The sequence below is a fragment of the Bacillus sp. AFS029533 genome, assembly GCF_002585125.1.
GTDB lineage: Bacteria > Bacillota > Bacilli > Bacillales > Bacillaceae_G > Gottfriedia > Gottfriedia luciferensis_B.
The window spans coordinates 36,928-55,260 of sequence record NZ_NUQC01000003.1 but is presented as its reverse complement, the minus strand read 5'-3'; the positions used below and the strand labels follow the sequence as shown (position 1 = coordinate 55,260).

Genomic DNA, 18,333 nt, shown 5'->3' with positions numbered 1-18,333 from the left:
GATTCCCAGTTTTTATTTGCGATGGCTCTTTTTTATTTGCGATTCCCAGTTTTTATTTGCGATGACTCTTCTTTATTTGCTATTCCCAGTTTTTATTTGCGATGGCTCTTTTTTATTTGCACTTTCGGTTGATTTTTTTACAGGTCCAAGTTTTCCGCAGCACAAGATTCATCTTCACCCCCAAAAAAAAGATGACTCCAAAAAGTCATCTTTCCTATTCTAAGTATTAAACTTCAACAGTCATCCAACTAGCATCTTGTGGATTTTTTCTCCATGCAGTTAGCTTTGCTACATGTTCTTCTTCGATTGAACCTTGTTCTTTTGCTACTTCAACTAGTGTGTCATAGTCAGTTAGAGAATAGTATGTTACGTCGTTTGCATCAAATTTTTCTACTGCTGCTGGTAGATTGTATGTGAAGATTGAGACTACTCCTAGTACTTCGCAGCCTGCTTCGCGTAAAGCTTCAACGCATGTAATTACGCTGCCACCAGTTGAGATTAAATCTTCTACTACTACTACTTTTTGTCCAGTTTTAATTGGGCCTTCGATTTGGTTTCCTTTGCCGTGGCCTTTTGCAGAGCTACGTACATAAACCATTGGTAATTCCATTAAATCACTTGTCCATGCTGCGTGTGGAATTCCAGCAGTTGCAGTTCCAGCGATTACATCTACGTTACCAAATTTAGTTTGGATTAGTTCTACTAAGCCTTTTGCAATGTTTTTACGAATTTCAGGATAGCCAAGAGTTAGGCGATTATCACAATAGATTGGAGATTTGATTCCTGATGCCCAAGTAAATGGAGTTTCAGGTTGAAGGCTTACAGCCCCAATGCTTAATAAGTTTGCTGCGATATTCTTTTTCATATTGTTACGCCCTCCCATTGTGCAATTACTTCTTCATATGCTTCTACTGGATTTTCACTTTTTGTAATACTGCGTCCTACTACAATATAGCTACTTCCAAATTGTCTAGCTTTCGCTGGAGTTGTTACACGTACTTGATCATCTACACTATTATCTGCTAAGCGAATACCAGGTGTTACAGTAAGGAAGTTCTCACCTTCCACTGCTGCTTGAACTAACTCTACATCAAGTGGAGAGCATACTACACCGTCAAGACCGCTTTCTTCTGTTATAGAAGCATATAGCTTAATCGAATCCTGTAAAGAAGAAATTCCTTGTTCATGAATCACTTGTTCTTCTGATGTGCTTGTCAGTTGAGTTACTGCAATTAGTAATGGTCGTTTTTTACCAGCTGGAGTGCCTTCTTCTAGACCTTCTAATGCTGCCTTCATCATTTTCGTTCCACCAGCTGCATGAACATTAACCATGTCTACTTCTAGAGATGCGATATTTTTCATTGCATGTTTTACTGTATTTGGAATATCATGAAGTTTCAAATCTAGGAAGATTTGATGTCCTAATTCTTTTAATTCCTTTATGATTGCTGGACCCTCTTTGTAAAATAGCTCCATCCCTACCTTTACATATAGAGACTTTTGAAATTTTTTTACAAAATTCATTACTTCATCTTTTGATGAAAAATCAAGCGCGATGACCACTTGTGATGACATGTTGTTTCCAGCTCCTTCCAATACATTCTTCAATGGACTGATATCCATATTTTTGTAGCACTTCTGGTAGTTCATCTATGATTGTTGGACAAACAAATGGATCAACGAAGTTTGCCGTACCTACACCGATTGCACTTGCTCCTGCTAGGAAAAACTCTAGTGCATCTTCTGCATTCATAACCCCGCCCATTCCGATGATTGGGATGTTTACTACTTGGCTCACATCATGAATCATACGAATTGCTACTGGTTTTATTGCAGGACCTGATAATCCACCAGTTTTATTAGCTAGAATTGGTTTACCAGTTCTTAAATCTAGTCTCATCCCTAGTAATGTATTGATCATTGTTAAACCATCTGCACCTGCATTTTCAATTGCTTTTGCGATTTCAACAATATTCGTTACATTCGGTGATAATTTTACGTATAGGGGAACTTCACTTACTTCTTTAACTTTCTTAGTTACTTCAGCCGCTGTTGCAGCATCCGTTCCAAATGCAATCCCACCACATTTTACGTTTGGACATGAAATGTTTAATTCTAGTGCTTTTACATTGCTTACTTTTGAAATTTCTTTTGCGACTGTTACATAGTCTTCAATAGTTGATCCAGCAATATTTGCAATGATTGGTACATCATAATTTGATAACCATTTTAATTCACCATCAATTACTTTTTCTAAACCAGGATTTTGAAGTCCAATCGCATTTAACATCCCCGCTTGAGTTTCAGCTACACGAGGTGTTTCATTTCCGTATCGTGTTTCAACTGTTGTTGCTTTTATCATAATAGCCCCAAGAATACTTAAATCGTAAAGATTTGCAAACTCTCTACCAAATCCGAAGCAACCAGAAGCTGGCATAATAGGATTTTTTAAATCTAAGCCAGGAAGTTTTGTCTGTAATGAAATCATAGTACTACCTCCTCAGCTTGGAATACTGGTCCATCGCTACAAATTTTACGATATGACCCGTCTTCAGTATGGCATACACATGCGAAACAAGCTCCGATTCCACAGCCCATTCGTTCTTCAAGTGAAATATAGCCATCCTTCATACCTTTATATTGCTGTTGTAAAGCTTTTAACATTACCGTTGGACCACATGCAAAGTATTGATCAAATTGAAGCTCTTTTTCACAAATTACATCTGTTACGAATCCTTTCGTTCCTAGAGTTCCATCTACCGTTGCCATATAGGTTGGTCCTAGTTCAGAAAATTCTTTTTCATAAAAAGCTACATTACTTGATGCAAAACCTAACACATGAATTACATTTACACCACGAGCTTTAAATTGCTTCGAAAGTTCATACATCGGAGGTACGCCAATTCCACCACCAACTAGTAGTGCTGTATCTCCTTCTGAAAGAGTTTCAACATCATAACCTTGACCTAGAGGACCTAACACATCAACTTGTTGTCCAACGCTTGCTTCTTTTAAAAGCTTCGTTCCTTCACCTTCAGCGCGGAATATCATCGTGAACTCACTTTTCTCTTTGTCGATCGAACATATACTGATTGGTCTTCTTAATAGTGGCGTTAGTCCACCAGTCACTTTTATATGGACAAACTGCCCAGGAGAGTGCATCTCCTGAACAAGTTCACCTTTTAATGTCATTTCGACAATTTGATGGGCAATTTCTCTGTTTGAGACAATTGTCATGAGTTCTTTTTTTATCATACTAATACGCCAGCCTTCATTTCTTTGTTTGGTAGTGCAGAAGTTGAGAATGTTAAGCTTTCAATTACTGATAATATTGCAGTTGCTGTATCTAGTGAAGTTAAGCAAACTACTCCGTTTTCAACTGATTCACGACGAATTCTGAATCCATCACGAGCTGGTTTTTTACCTTTTGTTAACGTATTGATAACAAACTGTGCATCTCCACGCTTGATCATATCTAGCATATTATCTTCATGCTCGTTAATTTTGTTTACCGCTTTTACTGGTACACCGTGGTTTTCTAAATGATTTTTAGTTCCTTCTGTACCGAATACTGTAAATCCAATTTCATGGAAGCGTTTTGCGATATTTACTACTTCTTCTTTATCTTTATCAGCTACTGTAATGATCACTGAACCGTGAGTTGGGATTTGCATTCCAGCTGCGATTAGTGCTTTGTATAATGCTTTTTGAAGACTTACATCTTTACCCATTACTTCTCCAGTTGATTTCATTTCAGGGCCTAATGTTATATCTACTGAGCGTAGCTTAGCGAATGAGAACACTGGTGCTTTTACATATACTTCATTTCCTTCTGGGTGGTAGCCTGTTGCATATCCGAATGAAGCTAATGTTTGACCTAAGATAACTTTTGTTGCGATATTCGCCATTGGTACATTTGTAATTTTACTTAAGAATGGTACTGTACGGCTTGATCTTGGGTTTACTTCTAGTACGAATACTTCATCTTTATCTGTTACAACAAACTGGATGTTAAGTAACCCTTTGATATTTAAGCCTTTTGCAAGTTTAATTGTATAGTCGATTAATTTTTCCTTCGCAGCTTCTGATACATTTTGTGTAGGGTATACTGCGATTGAATCTCCTGAGTGAACTCCAGCTCGTTCGATATGCTCCATAATACCTGGAATGTATACATCGATTCCGTCAGAGATTGCATCTACTTCAATTTCTTTACCAGTTAAGTAACGGTCTACTAATACTGGATGTTCTGGATTGATTTTAACTGCATTTTGCATGTAGTGAAGAATTTCTTCACGGTGGTAGACAATCTCCATCGCGCGTCCACCTAGTACATATGATGGTCTTACTAATACTGGATAACCAATTTCATCAGCGATATCTGCTGCTTCTTCAGGTGTCATTGCTGTTTTTCCTAAGGGTTGTGGTACTCCTAATTGTTGAAGTGCTTCTTCAAACTTATCTCTGTCTTCAGCACGATCTAAATCCTCAAGTGAAGTTCCTAGGATTTTTACACCACGTTCTACTAATTTACCTGCTAGGTTAATTGCTGTTTGACCACCGAATTGAACAACTACTCCCATCGGTTTTTCTAAATCGATAATGTGCATTACGTCTTCAATTGTTAATGGTTCAAAATATAGTTTGTCTGAGATACTGAAATCAGTTGAAACTGTTTCTGGGTTGTTGTTTATAATGATTGCTTCGTATCCAGCCTCTTTAATCGCTCTTACACAGTGTACTGTTGCATAGTCAAACTCAATCCCTTGACCGATTCGTATTGGACCAGAGCCAAGAACTACTACACTCTTCTTATCCGTTACAATTGATTCATTTTCGATTTCGTATGTTCCGTAGAAGTATGGTGTTGTAGATTCAAACTCAGCCGAACATGTATCAACCATTTTATATACTGGAATGATTTGGTTTTGTTTTCTAAATTCGTATATTTCTTTATTTGTAGCATTCCATTGTGATGCGATGTAATCATCACTGAAGCCCATTTTCTTAGCTTTTAAAAGTACATCTAGTTCAAAATGGTTATCTTTAATTTGTTTTTCCATTTTTATGATGTTTTCAATTTTGTGTAGGAAGAAGAAATCAATTTTTGTAATGTTGTGAATTTCTTCTAACGTCATACCTGTTCTCATTGCTTCAGCAACAATGTAAAGTCTTTCATCGTCAGCTTTTGCCATGCGAGTAATCATTTCGTCTTTAGTCAGTTCTTTTACTGCATTAAGCTCGATGTGATTTATTCCTAATTCTAGAGAGCGTACTGCTTTTAATAGTGACTCTTCAAGAGTTCTACCGATTGCCATTACTTCTCCAGTTGCTTTCATTTGAGTTCCTAACTGACGGTTTGCTGTTTCAAACTTATCAAATGGCCAGCGTGGAATTTTTGATACGATATAGTCTAATGCTGGCTCGAAGCAAGCATATGTTTTCTTTGTAACTGGGTTAATCATTTCATCTAATGTTAAGCCTACTGCGATTTTTGCTGCTAATTTTGCAATCGGATAACCTGTTGCTTTTGAAGCAAGCGCACTTGAACGTGATACACGTGGATTTACTTCGATTACATAGTATTGGAAGCTATCTGGATCTAGTGCAAGCTGTACGTTACATCCACCTTCAATTCCTAAAGCACGAATGATTTTTAATGATACATTTCGTAACATTTGGTATTCGCGGTCACTTAATGTTTGAGAAGGAGCGATAACGATTGAATCTCCTGTGTGAACACCAACTGGGTCGATGTTTTCCATGTTACAAACTACAATCGCATGGTCATTTGCATCACGCATTACTTCATACTCGATTTCTTTAAAACCAGCAATACTTTTCTCTAATAGACATTGTGTTACTGGGCTATTTTTTAATCCGCTTGCTACGATTTCTTTTAATTCTTCTTCATCATTACAAATTCCTCCGCCTGTTCCTCCAAGAGTGAATGCAGGTCTTACGATAACTGGGTAGCCAATTTCTTCTACGAAGTCGTAAGCTTCTTCTAAAGTATGAATGATTGTACTTTCTGGTACTGGCTCGCTTAAGTCGTTCATTAATGTTCTGAATAGGTCGCGATCTTCTGCGCGGTTAATCGCTTCTAGAGTTGTTCCTAAAATTTTTACTCCACACTCTTTTAATACGCCAGATTTATCTAATTCTACCGCTAAGTTAAGTCCTGTTTGACCTCCTAATGTTGGTAGAAGTGCATCTGGGCGTTCTTTACGAATGATTCGACTAACGAAATCTACTGTTAGTGGTTCGATGTATACTTTATCTGCTGTTTGTACATCTGTCATAATTGTTGCAGGGTTTGAGTTTACAAGAATTACTTTGTATCCTTCTTCTTTCAATGCCTGACAAGCCTGTGTTCCAGCATAGTCAAATTCTGCTGCTTGACCGATTACGATTGGTCCTGATCCGATTACTAAGATTGTTTTTATGTCTACGCGTTTTGGCATTGTAAGTTCCCCTCTCGTTTCTGTGCTTCCATCATGCTAATAAATTCGTCAAATAAGTAGTTTGCATCTTCTGGTCCAGGTGAAGCCTCTGGGTGGTATTGTACTGTGAATGCTGGATATGTTTTATGTTTAAGTCCTTCTACAGTTCCATCATTTAGTGCAACATGTGTTACTTCTAAGTCAGTTCCTTCAATTGATTCTGTTTCTACAGCATAACCATGGTTTTGTGAAGTGATTGCTACTTTTCCTGTTTCTAAATGCTTAACCGGATGGTTCGCACCACGGTGACCGAATTTAAGCTTTGAAGTATTTCCTCCATTTGCTAGAGCAAATAATTGGTGACCTAAGCAAATTCCGAATAATGGTACTTTACCTACTACTTCTTTAATCATTTCGATTGCTACTTGAACATCTTTTGGATCTCCAGGTCCATTACTTAACATAATTCCATCTGGAGCTAGTAAGAATATTTCTTTTGCTGAGACGTTATAAGGCACAACTGTAACGTCACATTTACGGTTTGTTAATTCTCTTAAAATACCGTGCTTCATACCGAAATCTACTAATACTACTCGGTGTCCTCTACCTGGACTTCTATAAGGTTTTTGTGTTGAAACTCGTTCAACATGGTTTGTGAATAGTGGTGTATTTGTTAGTTCTGCAACTACATCATCAACATTTGCTTCCATGCTGCAGAATTTACCTTTCATCGTTCCAACTTCACGAAGTTTTTTCGTTAACATACGTGTATCGATTCCTGCTAAACCTGGAATTCCTTTATCTTTGCAATATTGATCCAAGCTCATTTTGTTTCGGAAATTTGATGGATGCTCAGCATATTCTTTTACAATTAAGCCATGTACTGCTGGTACGATACTTTCAAAATCCTCTAAGTTGATACCGTAGTTCCCTACTAAAGGGAATGTGAATGTTACGATTTGTCCACAGTAAGATGGGTCAGTTAATACCTCTTGATATCCTGTCATACCTGTTGTAAATACGATTTCTCCTGTTGTTTCAACTTCGCTTCCAAATCCTTCTCCTACAAAAACTGTTCCGTCTTCTAATATTAATTGACGCATCATACTGTTAGTTCCTCTCTTTCGTATACTAATTTGCCATTTACCATTGTCATTACTGGCCAACCTTTACAGTTCCAACCATTAAATGGTGTGTTTTTACCTTTTGAAAGGAATGTTGTTGAATCGATTTCCTCTTCTAAATCTAAGTCGATTACAGTTAGGTCTGCTACCGCTCCAACTTCAATTTTCCCTCTATTTAAGTTAAAAACTTCAGCAGGTTTAGTTGTTAAAAAGTTTATTACTTGTTGTAAAGTCATTTTACCTGTTTCCACAAAATGAGTGTTTAATAATGGGAAAGCAGTTTCTAACCCTACAATTCCAAACGGTGCTAATTGCATTCCCTGAGCTTTTTCCTCTTCTGTATGAGGTGCATGATCTGTTGCAATCATGTCGATTGTTCCATCAAGTAATCCTTCGATTAATGCTTCTCGATCGACTGCACTTCTTAATGGAGGATTCATTTTGAAATTTGTATCTAAGCCAGGGATATCATCTTCACAAAGAATTAAATGGTGTGGAGAAACCTCAGCCGTTACATTAATTCCAGCACGTTTTGCATCACGTACCACTCTAACTGATTCTTTTGTACTGATATGGCAAACATGATAGTGACAACCTGTAGCCTCAGCTAATAGTACATCTCGAGCAATTTGAACACTCTCACAAATAGAAGGAATCCCATTTAAACCATTTTCTTTTGAAAACTTACCTTCGTGGACACAACCTTTTTGAATCAGTGTGTTTTCTTCACAATGTGCAACGATTGATACATTTAGTTCAGCCGCTTTTTGCATTGCTTTGTACATCATTTCAGCAGATTGAACTCCTACACCATCATCTGTGAATGCAAAAGCTCCATTTTCTTTTAAGCCTTCAAAGTCTGTTTGCTCTTCACCAGCTTGTCGGATTGTAATTGATGCATATGGTAATACGTTTACGACTGCTGTTTCTTCTATTTTTTTGTTTAATGCGCTTATGTGCTCGATTGTATCTGGTACTGGTCGAGTATTTGGCATTGCAGCAATTGTTGTAAATCCTCCTCTTGCCGCTGCCTTCGTACCTGTTTCGATTGTCTCTTTATGTTCACCACCCGGCTCGCGAAGATGCACATGAACATCTATTAAACCTGGTGAAAGCAACTTGCCGTCTAATTCAATTTGCTTAGCATCTTCATCAACGATTGTTTCAGCGATTACTGAGATCTTTCCATTAACTACTAATACGTCTCGATTTAGAAGTTCACCATTTTCTTGTAAGATGACACCGTTTTTAAACAAGTACTTCATTTTTCATCTCTCCCCATACTGTTGGTAAGGCTCTTTTTAACACAGCCATTCGTACAAATACTCCGTTTTCCATTTGCTTGAAGATTCTTGATTGCTTGCATTCAACTAATTCACTTGCAATTTCAACATCTCGATTAAATGGTGCAGGATGCATGATAATGCTTGTAGGTTTCATTTTTGCTGCTCTTTCAACCGTTAGGCCATGCTTTTGTAAGTAATTTTCCATTATGTGATTTGTCTCAGCGTCATGTCTTTCATGTTGTACTCTAAGTAGCATCATGACATCAACTTCTTCGACTAATTCATCTAATTTTTTATAAGTTCCATAAGTATTTTTATCGTCTTTCCATTCATCAGGACTTGCGAAGAATACTTCTGCACCTAATCTAGTTAGTGCTTCAGCATTAGAGCGAGCAACTCTTGAGTGTCTTAAATCTCCAACAATTGCTACTTTTAATCCTTCAAAGCTTCCAAATTCTTGTTTGATTGTAAGTAAGTCAAGTAGGCATTGTGTTGGGTGATTTCCACATCCATCGCCGGCATTCAGGATTGGCATTCCTGCATCTTTTATTTCTTGAAAATACTCGTCTTGTGTATGACGAATTACGACTGCTTCAACACCAATTGCTTGAAGGGTTTTAACTGTATCATATAAAGTTTCACCTTTTTGAATGCTTGAGCTTTCAACAGCTAGGTTAATAACTTCAAGTCCAAGTTTCTTTTGAGCTACCTCAAAGCTGAAGCGAGTTCTCGTACTATTCTCAAAAAACAAATTTGCAACAAATGTCTGACGTTTTAGGCTACTTATTTCTCCATTTGCAAAGCTTTGTGCTTCGTTTAGCAAATCTTGAATTTCTTCAATTGTTAAATCAGACATGGTTAATAAATGATTCATCCGTCATCCCCCTAAATGAATTTCATCTCTTTTATTTTTGAAGTCTTATCACTGTAAGAATTCCCTATTCATTTATTAATTATGAAGCGAGGCTCTCATCCTTTTTTTCGATATTGCGATCGTCGCCACCAATTTGTTCTGGAAGGACTAAATTTAGCACAACTCCGATTAAAGCTGATAAAGCCATTCCTTCTAATGCGAATTGATTACCAATGTGTATTGCTGCTCCACCAATTCCTAGTACTAGGATGACTGAAGCGATAACTAAGTTACGTTGTTTAGCAAAATCAATCTTGTTTTCTACTAGTACTCGTAATCCGCTTGATGCGATGATTCCGAATAGTAGGATTGAGATACCACCCATTACAGGTGTCGGGATTGAGCTGATGATCGCTGAGATTTTTCCGACGAATCCAAATGTTATGGCCAACACTGCAGCACCTATGAATACGTATACGCTGTATGCTCGTGTGATTGCTAGAACTCCAATGTTTTCACCGTATGTCGTTGTTGTAGGACCACCTATTAAGCCTGCGATCATTGTTGAAACTGCATCTCCGAATAATGACTTATCCAATCCAGGATCTTTAATTAAATCTTTATTTACGACACTTCCTAGTACTACTTGGTGTCCTATATGTTCTGAGATTGTCACGATTGCTACTGGTACAAAGATGATTAGTAGCTGGAAAGTGACATGTGGTGTGTAGTTAACAAATGGTACTGAGAAATCAGGTACTGCAATCAATTTTGCTTCTTCTATTTTTGTGAAGTCTACAACCCCAAAGAAGATTGAAGTAATGTATCCACCGATAATTCCTACTAGGATTGGTATAACTGATAAGAAACCTCTTGTGAATAATGCTGTTATGATTGTGATAGCTAGTGTTATTAATGCGATTGCGATTGATGTTGAACTGTATTTGCCGTCTGCTCCATTCATTGCCATTCCAACCGCTACTGTTGATAAGCTTAATCCGATTACGATAATTACCGGCCCAACTACGATTGGCGGTAATACTCTGAATAACCATTTCACGCCTACTTTGTTAATGATTAGTGCGATTACTGCATAGATGATCCCTGTGATGAAAACTCCTACGAACGCTGCACCAGGTTCTAAATTTGTTTTCGCGTAGATCATCGGAGCGATGAAGGCGAATGATGATCCAAGGTAAGATGGTACTTTACCTCTTGTAATTAGTACGAACACGATTGTTCCAATCCCACTGGATATTAGTGCGATTGAAGGATTTATTCCGATTAAGATTGGAGCTAATACCGTCGATCCAAACATTGCGAATAAGTGTTGTAAACTTAGGAAAATCCATTGACCTATATTCGGTTTTTCATTTATCTCTAGGACAGGTTTTTGTTTTATCATGTTGTTTCCTCCAATTTTCCCAATAAAAAAACTCTTTGTGGTTGTACACAAAGAGTCCAAGTGCGTTGCTTCAAATAAGGCAGCAACTAACTAGACCCTTTGTTAGCCTCTCTGGACCAAATTTAAAAGGGACTTCTATTTTTCAAATATACTTACTTTATCGTGGTCATCTGTTTCCTTTAATGCTACGACTACTTTTTCATTACTCGAAGTTGGAATATTTTTACCAACATAGTCTGCTCTTACTGGAAGCTCACGATGTCCTCGATCTACTAAAACTGCTAATTGTATTTGTGCCGGTCTACCTAGGTCCATCACAGCGTCCATTGCGGCACGAACTGTTCTACCTGTGTAAAGCACATCATCAACTAAAATTACTTTTTTGTTTGTTAGGTCTACAGGAACATTTGAACCCTTTACTAATGGTTCTTTGTTTTCTGTCTTTGTCGATAAATCATCTCGATAAAGAGTAATATCTAAATCGCCCATGATTACCTCTTTACCTTCAATCTGTTTAATTCTTTCTGCAATACGTTTTGCCAGATAAACACCTCTGGTTTTAATACCAACCAAAACAACATTTTCAATACCTTTGTTATTTTCTAGCATTTCATGTGCAATTCTTGTTAAACCACGTCTGATCGCTAGTTCGTCTAAGATGATTGCTTTTTCAGTCATTTACCTTACCTCCTACTTTTATAGTGTAGAAGCAAAAAACCCTCTTGCCCGATGGACAAGAGGGTAGCGCAAAAGGATACAATTATCCCTTTTCATTTTTCCGCTTCCTTCTCAACCTCACGGGGTTGTGTTAAAGGTTCATTCAACTGTCCTCATTATGACCTATGTTACAATCATTGTCAACAGTTATCTGCGTAATTGTTCAATAATATTTTCTAGTACTTCTGGTATAGGTGATGAAAACTCTAAGTACTCATTTGTTCTTGGATGGTTAAAACCTAAAACAGCTGCATGTAGCGCTTGACCATCTATATCTAAAGTTTTACGTGGTCCATATTTAGGATCACCAGCTAACGGGTATCCTATGTATTTCATATGAACACGAATTTGGTGTGTTCGACCTGTTTCAAGCTGACATTCAACTAAAGTAAACTCTTCAAATCGCTCTAATACTCTAAAATGAGTCACAGCTTCTTTACTATTATCTTCAGTAACCGTCATACTTTGACGATCACTTTTATCTCGTCCAATTGGCGCATCGATTGTGCCTTCTTCATGCGGAATTACCCCATGTACAATCGCAATATACTTACGTACAGAGGTTTTTTGACGTAATTGGTCTGCAAGCTTCTCATGAGCTACATCATTTTTTGCAACCATTAATAAACCTGATGTATCCTTATCAATTCGATGTACTATTCCAGGTCTTAATACACCATTAATGCCAGATAAATCTTTACAATGATACATTAATGCGTTCACTAAAGTACCCGTTTCATGACCTAATGCAGGATGAACTACCATTCCACGAGGTTTATTTACGACAATAACATCCGCATCCTCATAATAAACATCTAGTGGAATATTTTCAGCTATTACTTCTAATGGCTTTGGATCAGGTACTGAAACTGATATTTCATCGCCCTGTTTTACTTTATAATTACGTTTAATTTTTTCACCGTTCACTAATACAAAATCTTCTTTTAACCATGTTTGTACTTGAGATCTTGACCACTCATCATTTTGAGTTGCAATAAACGTATCGATTCTTTCTAAATGTTGATCCTCTTGAACTGTAAAAGCAAAAACTGTCATTTCTTAACTCCTCTTTTATCTTCCAATAAAGTAATAATAAATAATAAAATAACGCCCACACAAAGTGCAGAATCTGCAATATTAAAAACAGGGAAATCATAATTGAAAATATAAACATGAATAAAATCAACTACTTCTTTACGGAAGAATCGATCAATAAAATTACCTATCGCACCACCTAATACTAATCCTAAAGATAGACCAAGGAATCGATCTCCTTTTGCGTGCTTTTGGATAAAGTAAATCACTGCTACCACAAAGACTAAAGTAATTAAATAAAAGAAACCCATTTTCCCTTGGAGCATTCCCCAAGCCGCCCCTTGATTGCGATGTGATGTTATGTAAAAAATATTTTTAATAATCTCAATATTTTCTCCTAAATACATCTTCTTTAATACCGCAAGTTTTGTCAGCTGATCAATTAAAATGACAATTACCGCAATAATATATGCCAAATTTATCCCCTACCTTATTAGATATCTCATCAAATTTTAGCATAGGGGAAACGTTTATACAATGAATAGTATTAGTAATGATTTCTTACAAAACTAAAATCCTCTAACGTTCGACCTGTTGGAAGCACTTTTAATTTTTCGATTGGAATAGCTTGCCCAGTTACCTCACAATAACCAAATAATCCATGATCAATTTTTTGCAAGGCAATCTCAATATCATATAAATCATTTTGCATGTCTTCAACAAGGATATGGTGTTTATTTGTCTCTTCATAAATTGAATGATGTTGCTCAATATCAGTAGAACTTATTGGTTCAGAAAATAAACGATGTAGCAATTCATTTTTAATAAGTTCGAGCTCTTGTTTGATATAGAAAATTTCATTGCTCCTCATCTTCTTCACTCCCAATTTTTTTATGTAAAAATACTTTTCCCTCAAACCGAAGTCGATAATAGGTGAAACTTTTTCCTTTAAAGGAAATGGCTAAAGATATTTCCATTCATAATTGTGATCTTTATTTAAACTGAAAAAGAAAACCCGCAGGCTCCATGTCCTTTGCGGGTTTCCTTATATCTTTCAAAAAATTTCTATTAATGATTGAGTATTATTAGTCTGTAAATTGTTGCGTCCAATAAGTTCCGACTTTACCTACTCCAAGTTGTTTAAAGTTTGGGCTCATGATGTTTGCTCTATGACCTGGTGAATTCATCCAATCAGTCATTACTTCATTTGCAGTTGTTTGACCATGAGCGATGTTTTCACCCTTGTATCCACCATTGAAGCTTAATGTTGAATGATACATGTTGTTCGCATTACTCATTGTTTGTGACCATGCTTGAGCCGTTCCGTCCAGATAGCTAGATAGTGTTAATGGCTTTAATCCGCCTTTACCACGCTCGATATTTACTAAGTCTAAAATTTGTTGTTGAATCGAATCATTTGAGCTTGCTGGTGTAGTCGGATTAGACGGTGTTGTTGCTGGTGTTGCTGGTGTTGCTGGTGTTGCTGGACTTGTTGATGGTACATATTTTACGTATTTTTTTAGAATAAATCTTGTTTTACCTTTATAGTTAACTTTTACAAATGTACTATTGTAACCCGAGTAGTTAATTTGTTGATTTTTAGCTAGATATCCAACAGTTTTAGCACGATAGCTGGCTTTGTCTTTTACAGCTACTTTAGTAGCGGTTACTGCACCTGAAGTTGCTCCTGCATATGATCCTAATCCTAAAACCATTGGCGTTGCGATCGCAATTCCTAAAACTGTTTGAGTTACTTTTTTGATGTTTTTATTCAAATTGTATTCCCCCAATGTTTGTTTTTAGTTGATGTTATCGCTTACAAGAACAATCTTACATCAACACATACATACATACAACCGGAAAATAAAAAAAGGAAGATTTTACTACGTTCATCCTTTTTCATCTTCTAATTCTTTTCTATATTCTTCTTTTAGAATCTCTCTTACATCATCTCTTTTAATAAACTCTTTTACAAATTCCCTAATTCCTTGTTTTCTCATTTCCTCAAGCATTTCATTCCTAATTCCTTCTATATTAACAGACTGTTCAATTTCTTTTTTTAGGATTCCTTTAATATCTGGTTCTTTTATTCCTAAAAGGTAATATGAACGCTTGATACTTTGTTGTATACTTGAGCGACTTTTCTGCTCTAAGTCAGCTATTTCTTGGTAACTGTATCCCTTTTCTCTTAATTCCACTCGCTTCTTCATTAAATCAGTTAACTTAGCCCAATTTGGATTATTCACATAATTCATGGTAAAAATCCCTCTTATTTTTTATTTTAGTACCGCTTATACATACCATACACCAATACAACCATATTTACAATTTTGTATTAAAAAGAGCCGAAAGTTTAATCTTTCGGCCCTCTAATTTAGTACTTCACATTCATTAAATATCTTTTACAACACTTGCACAACGTAAGCAAAGTGTTGGATGTGCTTCATCTTTACCAACTTCTTCTGTAACAACCCAGCATCGTTCACAAGTTTCCCCTGTTGCAGGTGTTACTTCGATACTTAATGTATCAAATTTTTGCGCTGTTTCAGGAGCTTGCTCATCGCTACTAGCAATTTCTACTTGAGAAACAATTAATAATTGTTTGAAGTCTTCATTAATCGAATTTAGTAGTTCTGCTACTTCTGCATTAGGATAGATTTTCACTGCTGCAGTTAGAGATTTACCGATTACTTTTTCATTACGTGCAACTTCAAGTGCTTTTAATACGTCATCACGTAAATTCATGAATTTTTCCCACTTAGCCTCTAAGCTTTGAGTATCGCCGAAATCTTTAACATCTGGCATTTCAGTTAAGAAAATACTATCAACAGTAGTTCCTGCCATATGTGACCATACTTCTTCAGCTGTATGAGGTAAAATTGGAGCTACTAAACGAGTTAGAGCTTGTAATGACTCATGTAATACTGTTTGAATTGCTAAACGATCTTTATTCGTTTTTGGCTCGATATATAAAACATCTTTTGATAAATCAAAATAGAAAGAACTTAATTCAGTTGTACAGAAGTTTTGAATTGTGTGGTAAACATTTGCAAATTCATATTTCTCGTACGATTCACGAACTGTTTTAACCACATTGTTTAATTTAACTAGCATGTATTGATCTAATTCGCGTAGCTCTTCATATTTTAAAGCATCTTGTTCTGTGTTAAATCCGTCTAGGTTTCCTAGTAAGAAACGGAACGTATTACGGATTTTACGGTATACTTCAGCAACTTGTTTCATTAATGCGTCAGAGATACGAACATCTGATTGATAATCTACAGAAGCTACCCATAGACGTAAAATATCCGAACCATATTGATTCATAATTTTTGATGGTAGAACGATGTTTCCGATTGATTTACTCATCTTGCGACCTTCACCATCTAAAACGAAGCCATGGCTTACTACAGCTTTATAAGGAGCTTGACCAGTTACAGCAACGCTTGTACTTAATGAAGAGTTAAACCAACCACGGTATTGGTCAGAACCTTCTAAGTAAATATCAGCAGGGAAAGATAATTCCTCACGAGTGTTTAATACTGCTTGGTGTGATGAACCACTATCAAACCAAACATCCATGATATCTTTCTCTTTAGTGAAGTTACCATTTGGTGAACCAGGATGTGTAAATCCTTCAGGTAATAATTCTTTTGCTTCTTTTTCAAACCAAATATTTGAACCATGCTCTTTAAATAAGTTCGAAACATGTTCAATCGTTTCTTCTGTAATAATTGCTTCTCCGTCTTCAGCATAAAATACTGGAATTGGAACTCCCCAAACTCGTTGACGTGAGATACACCAATCTCCACGATCACGAACCATGTTAAATAGTCGAGTTTCCCCCCAAGCTGGGAACCACTTAGTATCTTGAACAGCTTGCATTAATTGCTCACGAATTGCTTCAATTGATGCAAACCATTGTGCAGTTGCACGGAAGATAATTGGTTTTTTCGTTCTCCAGTCATGAGGATAAGAGTGTGTAATAAATTGTAATTTTAATAAAGCACCTTTTTCTTCTAATGCTTTTGTAATTTCTTTATTAGCTTCATCATAAAATAAACCTTCAAAACCAGGAGCTTCTTTTGTTAGAACACCTTTTTCATCTACTGGACAAAGCACTTCTAATCCATATTGTTGACCTACACGGAAGTCATCTTCACCATGACCTGGTGCAGTATGAACACAACCTGTTCCAGCGTCAGTCGTTACATGATCACCTAAAATAACAACTGACTGGCGATCATACAATGGATGCTTACAAATGATTCCTTCAAGTTCAGAACCATTAAAAGTCTTATCAACTACTGCATCTTCCCAACCTAGTTCATTTGCGACAGATTCTCTTAGCTCACTAGCAACTACGAACTTGTCACCATTTACAGATACAACATCATAACTTAAGTCAGGATGTAAGCATACAGCTAAGTTAGCCGGGATCGTCCATGGAGTTGTCGTCCAAATAATGAATTTCTCTCCACCGTTTAGAACGTCTTTCCCATTTTCAACTGCAAATGCAACATAGATTGATGCTGAACGCTTGTCTTGGTACTCGATTTCCGCTTCAGCAAGCGCAGATTCACTTGATGGAGACCAATAGACTGGTTTAAGACCTTTATAGATTAATCCCTTAGTAGCCATTTTACCGAATACTTTAATTTGTTCAGCTTCATATTCTTTTTCAAGTGTGATATATGGTCGGTCCCAATCACCTAAAATTCCTAAACGTTTAAATTGTTCTTTTTGACGCTCTACTTGCTCGTAAGCATATTCTTCACATAGTTTACGGAATTCTGCTACTGACATTTCTTTACGATTTACTTTTTTATTTGCTAATGCTTGTTCAATCGGTAAACCGTGAGTATCCCAACCTGGAACGTAAGGAGAACGGTATCCATTCATATTATAAAAACGAACAATGAAATCCTTTAAAACTTTATTAAGTGCATGTCCCATATGAAGGTCACCATTTGCATAAGGTGGTCCATCATGTAATATAAATGACGGTTTTCCTTCGTTATGTTTTTGAACAGTTGCATAAATATCTTTTTTGTTCCACTCTTCTTGAATTTGTGGCTCACGTTGAGGTAAATTTCCTCTCATAGGAAATTCAGTTTTTGGCATAAGTAACGTATCTTTGTACTCCATTTGCTTTCCTCCATTTTAAACTTGATTGATCTAAAGTTAGCCTTTTAGGCAAGTCCAACTACTCTAGGCAGCTTACCTTACATTTTTTAAATTCCACATTAACGCATTGTATCCATCTTACAAGCCTTTTATTAGTGGAGTTGTCTATTATGTATAATAAATCGTGTAAGACGCAAAAAACCTTCCTCATCCCAAAAAAGGGACGAGAAAGGTTCCCGTGGTACCACCCTAATTGACAATAAATTTCATTAATTCACTGTCCACTTAGCATTCGTAACGTGAATGAAACGTCTTTTCTTACTCATTTCAGAAAAGCACTCTA

General features: G+C 36.6%; 16 protein-coding genes and 1 other annotated feature (1 of these 17 only partly in view). All 16 genes read right to left on the bottom strand.

The window, feature by feature from the left end; genetic code table 11:
• Nucleotides 1-226: 226 nt before the first annotated feature.
• The 16 genes from pyrE to ileS all read right to left on the bottom strand — a co-directional run bounded on the left by pyrE (nt 227) and on the right by ileS (nt 18,011).
• Complete coding sequence (pyrE, locus tag COE53_RS01255) at nt 227-865, bottom strand: orotate phosphoribosyltransferase (protein ID WP_091022121.1); 639 nt, start codon at nt 863-865, stop codon at nt 227-229.
• A complete protein-coding gene (pyrF, locus tag COE53_RS01250) occupies nt 862-1,575 on the bottom strand; it encodes an orotidine-5'-phosphate decarboxylase (protein ID WP_091022119.1) in 714 nt (237 codons plus the stop codon). Before pyrF ends, pyrE begins: the two co-directional genes overlap by 4 nt.
• Complete coding sequence (locus tag COE53_RS01245; protein WP_069035622.1) at nt 1,547-2,488, bottom strand: dihydroorotate dehydrogenase; 942 nt, start codon at nt 2,486-2,488, stop codon at nt 1,547-1,549. Before COE53_RS01245 ends, pyrF begins: the two co-directional genes overlap by 29 nt.
• Nucleotides 2,485-3,255, bottom strand: coding sequence for a dihydroorotate dehydrogenase electron transfer subunit (locus COE53_RS01240; protein ID WP_091022117.1), 771 nt, complete (start codon nt 3,253-3,255; stop codon nt 2,485-2,487). The genes COE53_RS01245 and COE53_RS01240 overlap by 4 nt, the downstream gene beginning before the upstream one ends.
• Nucleotides 3,252-6,464 carry a carbamoyl-phosphate synthase large subunit gene (carB, locus tag COE53_RS01235; RefSeq protein WP_069035620.1) on the bottom strand — a complete coding sequence of 1,071 codons (3,213 nt, stop codon included), beginning with the start codon at nt 6,462-6,464 and terminating at the stop codon, nt 3,252-3,254. Before carB ends, COE53_RS01240 begins: the two co-directional genes overlap by 4 nt.
• Nucleotides 6,449-7,549 (bottom strand): carbamoyl phosphate synthase small subunit, encoded by a 1,101-nt coding sequence (locus COE53_RS01230; RefSeq protein WP_069035619.1) that lies wholly within the window; start codon nt 7,547-7,549, stop codon nt 6,449-6,451. Before COE53_RS01230 ends, carB begins: the two co-directional genes overlap by 16 nt.
• Nucleotides 7,546-8,832, bottom strand: coding sequence for a dihydroorotase (locus COE53_RS01225; RefSeq protein WP_069035618.1), 1,287 nt, complete (start codon nt 8,830-8,832; stop codon nt 7,546-7,548). The genes COE53_RS01230 and COE53_RS01225 overlap by 4 nt, the downstream gene beginning before the upstream one ends.
• Nucleotides 8,816-9,727, bottom strand: a complete 912-nt coding sequence (locus tag COE53_RS01220) for an aspartate carbamoyltransferase catalytic subunit (protein WP_098947326.1) — start codon at nt 9,725-9,727, stop codon at nt 8,816-8,818. The genes COE53_RS01225 and COE53_RS01220 overlap by 17 nt, the downstream gene beginning before the upstream one ends.
• Nucleotides 9,728-9,806: 79 nt before the next feature.
• Nucleotides 9,807-11,108, bottom strand: a complete 1,302-nt coding sequence (locus COE53_RS01215; RefSeq protein ID WP_069035647.1) for a solute carrier family 23 protein — start codon at nt 11,106-11,108, stop codon at nt 9,807-9,809.
• Nucleotides 11,109-11,246: 138 nt separating this feature from the next.
• On the bottom strand, nt 11,247-11,789 hold the full coding sequence (gene pyrR, locus COE53_RS01210) for a bifunctional pyr operon transcriptional regulator/uracil phosphoribosyltransferase PyrR (RefSeq protein WP_069035616.1): 543 nt from the start codon (nt 11,787-11,789) through the stop codon (nt 11,247-11,249).
• 186 nt (nt 11,790-11,975) lie between these two features.
• Complete coding sequence (locus COE53_RS01205) at nt 11,976-12,884, bottom strand: RluA family pseudouridine synthase (protein ID WP_098947324.1); 909 nt, start codon at nt 12,882-12,884, stop codon at nt 11,976-11,978.
• On the bottom strand, nt 12,881-13,339 hold the full coding sequence (lspA, locus tag COE53_RS01200; protein ID WP_069035614.1) for a signal peptidase II: 459 nt from the start codon (nt 13,337-13,339) through the stop codon (nt 12,881-12,883). The genes COE53_RS01205 and lspA overlap by 4 nt, the downstream gene beginning before the upstream one ends.
• Nucleotides 13,340-13,410: 71 nt before the next feature.
• Nucleotides 13,411-13,734 carry a TraR/DksA family transcriptional regulator gene (locus tag COE53_RS01195; protein WP_069035613.1) on the bottom strand — a complete coding sequence of 108 codons (324 nt, stop codon included), beginning with the start codon at nt 13,732-13,734 and terminating at the stop codon, nt 13,411-13,413.
• 214 nt (nt 13,735-13,948) lie between these two features.
• A complete protein-coding gene (locus COE53_RS01190; RefSeq protein WP_098947322.1) occupies nt 13,949-14,638 on the bottom strand; it encodes a CAP domain-containing protein in 690 nt (229 codons plus the stop codon).
• Between the two features lie 114 nt (nt 14,639-14,752).
• Complete coding sequence (locus COE53_RS01185; RefSeq protein ID WP_098947320.1) at nt 14,753-15,118, bottom strand: hypothetical protein; 366 nt, start codon at nt 15,116-15,118, stop codon at nt 14,753-14,755.
• Nucleotides 15,119-15,254: 136 nt separating this feature from the next.
• Nucleotides 15,255-18,011, bottom strand: coding sequence for an isoleucine--tRNA ligase (ileS, locus tag COE53_RS01180; RefSeq protein WP_098947318.1), 2,757 nt, complete (start codon nt 18,009-18,011; stop codon nt 15,255-15,257).
• Nucleotides 18,012-18,206: 195 nt separating this feature from the next.
• Nucleotides 18,207-18,333: a binding site (T-box leader), on the bottom strand (it continues 95 nt past the right edge of the window).